Here is a 4,334-nt window from a genome sequence, read left to right as displayed (position 1 = left end):
AGCTTGTAGCCCTTGTGCTGGAGGTAGGCGATCGCGGCCTTGGGCTCGAGATTGAAAATCGCCTTGAGGTCGGCGGCTGACAAACTCATGCGATAATCGATGCTGCCGTCGTAAATAATTCGTCAAGCGCGGCGGCGTCCAACCCGAGCGCCTGCGCCATAACAACAACCGTTGGACTGGTGCGGTGAAACTCTTGTGCATCCAACCACGCCAGCCGCGCAATCGGATCGGTTGCCGGGTCCGACATCAGGGCGTCAACCTGCTCCAGAAGCCCGGCGTTGCTCAATGCCGCCTTGGCTTGAAAACGCGAGACGGTTTGCGGCACATGCGGAACGCCCGGCTCCCAAGCCGGCAACTCGGGCGGAACTGCATCAGGAAAATCAGCTCGAACGAACCCGTAGCGCTCGATCGTCGAATTGTCCTCCACAGCGACCCACGTCTGATTCGTGTCGTCTCTCTCTAGTCGCCACAGCGATCCAGCGAGAAACGTCATCCACTCGGCGTGCTCCGGTGAGCCGGCAATGGCATCCAGGTCTGCGCGCGTGCTAATGATGGTTTTTGGCATAGCAGATCTCCAATAATTCGAATAAGTGATGGGTGTCGGCCCATCGAGCATGGCCCGACCATGACGCGATGAAGCGGTCGAGCGACGCGATGTCGTTACGTTTGAGGAGAGTAGCGACCCTGCGCTTGGCGCGGGTTACGGAATCCTTCCGGAGCAGCTTGTGGCGAGGCCAGATCCGATATCCCAAGAAGTTGATGCCATGACTTACTGGCGCCACCTGCCATTTGCTGACGGAAAGCGCTAAGACCTCTGCCGAGAAATCGCGCAACCGCTCGAATACGGCTCGGAGATGAGCCGGATCATGGCCCAGCACAACGATGTCATCCATGTAGCGCGCCCAATTCCGCTCACCCAGGGCAACATGCAGAAACCGATCGCAAGCGCCGCCGTAGACGTTGGCGAATAGCTGGCTCGTCAAACTGCCGATTGGAAGCCCTTTTCCGGTCGGCGGGACGATCTCTCGCAAAACTTCCAAAGTGCCTCGACAAGAGATCTTGCGCTCGATCATCGCGTGCAGCACTTGGCGATTGATGCTGGGGAAGAATTTTGAAAAGTCCGATTTCAGGAAGTGGGTCGCCCCGGTTCTCCGCAGGGATGACTGCACATGCCGGACACCCGCATGCGTCCCCTTGCCGACGCGGCATGCGAAGGTGTTGGGCAATAACGTCCGCTCGAATATCGGCCCGATCACGTTGACGATTGCGTGTTGGACCAGCCGATCCTTGAAGTCGAGCGCTGAAATCACCCGCGTCTTGGGCTCGAAGACCATGAACTGCCGATACGGTCCGATTCTGTAACCGCCGTCGCGCAACTCTTCCTGTAGCCGCAGGAGGTTGATTTCAGCGTACTCCTTGAACTCCAAATACCCCCAGGTCATGCGCTTCGCTCGGGCTGTCTTGTCGTATGCGTCTCGGAGATTCTCGATCGCCGTGACCTTCTCAATCAGATTGCGATGCTTCGTCGCCATAAATGCCGGCCGCGCCTTTCGATGTTTCACTACTCGGCGCTGTGCCGAACCCCGAAGCGTATTTCCCGAAGGAGGACAAACCGGCTGACCACACTTTGATGGCCTGCCTGCCGGGCCGTGACACCGGCAGAACGGTGAAGCGATGTCGTCACAGACGCCCCGCGCCCCGATGTTGTTGTTCGAGTTCGCGGGCGAGTTGTTCCAGTTCGCGCAGCCGGAACCGGAGTTGCCCCCATTGTTCCAGTTGCCCGCCAGCAACACGGCGTCATTGCCCGGTTTGCCCCTTGCGCTGTTTGGCCAGCCACGCACCTACCATAGCCCCCACCTCCGAAAGCATGATTAAAGCCACTTTGTGCTGGTGGGGAGTTATGCCCCGGAGACCTGGGCCGACCAAAAACCGCAACCAGAACCGCAGATTCGCAAGGCCTGCATCTGCGGCATAAATCCTCGATACCTGATTGGATTTCCCGGCCTGGTAAAAGAGATCGGGCTGTCCGAGCAAGCATCGCAAAAACATATCCCTCGCCACGCCGTGCTTACGAGGCATCGACTGTGCGATCGGGTAAAGATAGGCGATGACGGCCTCGTATTTTTCGACGATGGCCATTTGGTCATAGGACTGAACAGCGTCCGTGACGGGTTTCATCTAGCCTTCCATCCAAAAAAACCGCGTCGAACTGGGCTATCGCCCAGCTCAATCACGTCTCATGTGGTCACAGACGCCCCGCGCCCCGATGTTGTTGAGCGAGTACGCGGGCGAGTTGCTCCAGTACGCGCAGCCGGAACCGGCGTTGCCCCCATTGCTCCAGCCGCCCGCCAGCAACACGGCGTTCTCGGCTTGGTATGTACTGCCTCGGCCGCCCGTATTAGCGACCCATGACGCGCCAGCAGCACCGCCACCAAAAGCTGACCCCCATATGTGCATTACCCCCGTCGACTGGATCACACCCCACTTGGACGTGTACGCCGCATTGAGCACGGTCGATACTGGATCGCTCCCCAGCGATGAGGCCTCCGTCGTGCCAAAAAATGCCGCCTCGGCCTCGGCTGGCGTGGGATGGCGCTTGCCATAATGCCTGAGCGCTTCACCCAGGTTATGCCACGAGCCGTCCGCATAGACGGAAGTGCCGTTGCCGCCAAACTTCGTGCTGATCTTCGGAGGCGATCCTCCATCCGCGATCGTGACGTTGTATTTACTCGTGCCGTTGACGAGGTAATCCACGCCGAGCAGGTAGATGTCCATCCAGAAACTGTCCGCCACCAGTGTCATACCGCGCGGATCGGGGCAGGCCGGGCGGAAATTGAGGTCCCACATCGAGTACGGATTGATCTTCGGCGTGGTATCGCCGCCAGCCCGCGCGGGCGCATTGCCGCCTGGCGCATAATGGAATCCGCCGATCTTTCGGTCGACTGGTGTATTCGGTGGCGTCACGAAATTGGACGAAGCCTGCACAACCCCGTTTGGACTCAACCAGATCGCATAGTCCGTCCCTGGCGCCGGCGATTCCGGCAGGATGATGTCGCGGTTGGCGGGAATGATCAGATTCCGCCCCCCCACCTCCGCATAGAATTCCTGCCCGACCGCCAACGCCCACCCGCCAGGAGCAATCCAAACAGGCGCCAAGGAATTGGATTTTGCGAACCATCGGCGAGCAATGCGCTCGCTTTCCCAGCCGCTCATGCCATCACTCCGTAAGTGTCTGTCGATGACCCAGACACGCGCGTAAACCTCACAGCCTCGATCGGTCCATGCTGGACATCGGTGGCTTTGGATGTGATATTCCCAAGAGGCCACGGAAACCATTCCCCGGCGTGTTTGATTTCACACAACGAAGTGTTTCCAGAGCCAGGAATCAGCGTTATCCGAAATGGGGGGCGATGCTGAAGCAGGTCAATTTCGACCGGAGTGGTTCCGACCTGCCCGGACTGGATAAGTGGCTTACTAAGAGAAAAAACTGTATTAAACATTTCAGACCTCTGCGCTACATCAAATACATAGCGTTACTCATACAGGTACACCGCCGGGGCCGTCCCTGTACCGGAAACGACAGCACCCAGAGCGCCGCTGGCGTAATCTGCCATCGATGACACGCCAGACAAATACTGGTGAGTGATTGCGGTCATGTAGTCGCTGTCGCTGATGGCATAGTCACCGTTGGCGGCGGCCGTCACAATGCCAATCAGGCCAGGACTACCACTGCTCAGCACGCTCGCCCAGTACAACCGTCCAGGCTCCAGCGTCGCACTCACTGAGCCGCTTTTAAGTCCGGTCGTCGCCGAACTCAAATTCGTCACCGCTGCTATGATTGGGCCGGGATGATCCTCGCCCGAATAGAACAGGTTGCCGTATATCCCGACATGGAGGACGGTGCTGAACTGGTTCACGGCCACATAGGCGCCAAGTTGCGACAGAATCATCGGCCGCGGCACCACGAACGGCACGAAATATTGCTGTTGCGCCGTTACCGTGGCGCTGGCCAACTTTGTCCCGCCGCCCGCGCCCGCGACTTTGGGCTTCCCGGACAACCGCGGCGAAGGCCTAGACTGGCACCCAAGCGGATACCCATCGGCGGCGGCTCCGCCCAGGAACAAGCGATGATCAGCCAAGTTGACGGCAGGCTCACCAGACGCAAGAGCCACAGGCTTGGACCCCGCTGTGTTCGATCGTTTTAACTGGATGCTATTCATGGCGGAAGCTCGTCAAAACGTTCCTCCGTCGATGGTCGAGGCGTTGTTCAGATAGTCGCTGCCCGCCGTTGCCGCGACCAGCGCGGTGCCGGATTTCTTGAAGATCGCGCCATC

Annotated in this window: 5 protein-coding genes; all 5 read right to left on the bottom strand. The window is 59.0% G+C overall.

The genetic code is table 11. From position 1 onward, the window contains the following. Window positions 1-85: 85 nt before the first annotated feature. Window positions 86-565, bottom strand: coding sequence for a hypothetical protein (locus tag ACSHWJ_RS15780; protein ID WP_432540073.1), 480 nt, complete (start codon window positions 563-565; stop codon window positions 86-88). Then, window positions 546-1,532, bottom strand: a complete 987-nt coding sequence (locus ACSHWJ_RS15775) for a reverse transcriptase domain-containing protein (protein WP_432540074.1) — start codon at window positions 1,530-1,532, stop codon at window positions 546-548. Before ACSHWJ_RS15775 ends, ACSHWJ_RS15780 begins: the two co-directional genes overlap by 20 nt. Before the next feature lie 265 nt (window positions 1,533-1,797). Next, complete coding sequence (gene avd / locus ACSHWJ_RS15770) at window positions 1,798-2,178, bottom strand: diversity-generating retroelement protein Avd (RefSeq protein WP_432540075.1); 381 nt, start codon at window positions 2,176-2,178, stop codon at window positions 1,798-1,800. A gap of 48 nt (window positions 2,179-2,226) precedes the next feature. Continuing rightward, window positions 2,227-3,213, bottom strand: a complete 987-nt coding sequence (locus ACSHWJ_RS15765; protein WP_432540076.1) for a phage major tropism determinant — start codon at window positions 3,211-3,213, stop codon at window positions 2,227-2,229. A 320-nt stretch (window positions 3,214-3,533) separates the two neighbouring features. Further along, a complete protein-coding gene (locus ACSHWJ_RS15760) occupies window positions 3,534-4,220 on the bottom strand; it encodes a hypothetical protein (protein WP_432540077.1) in 687 nt (228 codons plus the stop codon). Window positions 4,221-4,334 lie beyond the last annotated feature (114 nt).

It is taken from the genome of Methylococcus sp. S1M, from assembly GCF_051295855.1.
In the GTDB taxonomy this organism is placed as follows: domain Bacteria; phylum Pseudomonadota; class Gammaproteobacteria; order Methylococcales; family Methylococcaceae; genus Methylococcus; species Methylococcus capsulatus.
Note: the sequence above shows the minus strand (reverse complement) of the source record. Positions and strands in the feature narration are given on the sequence as shown.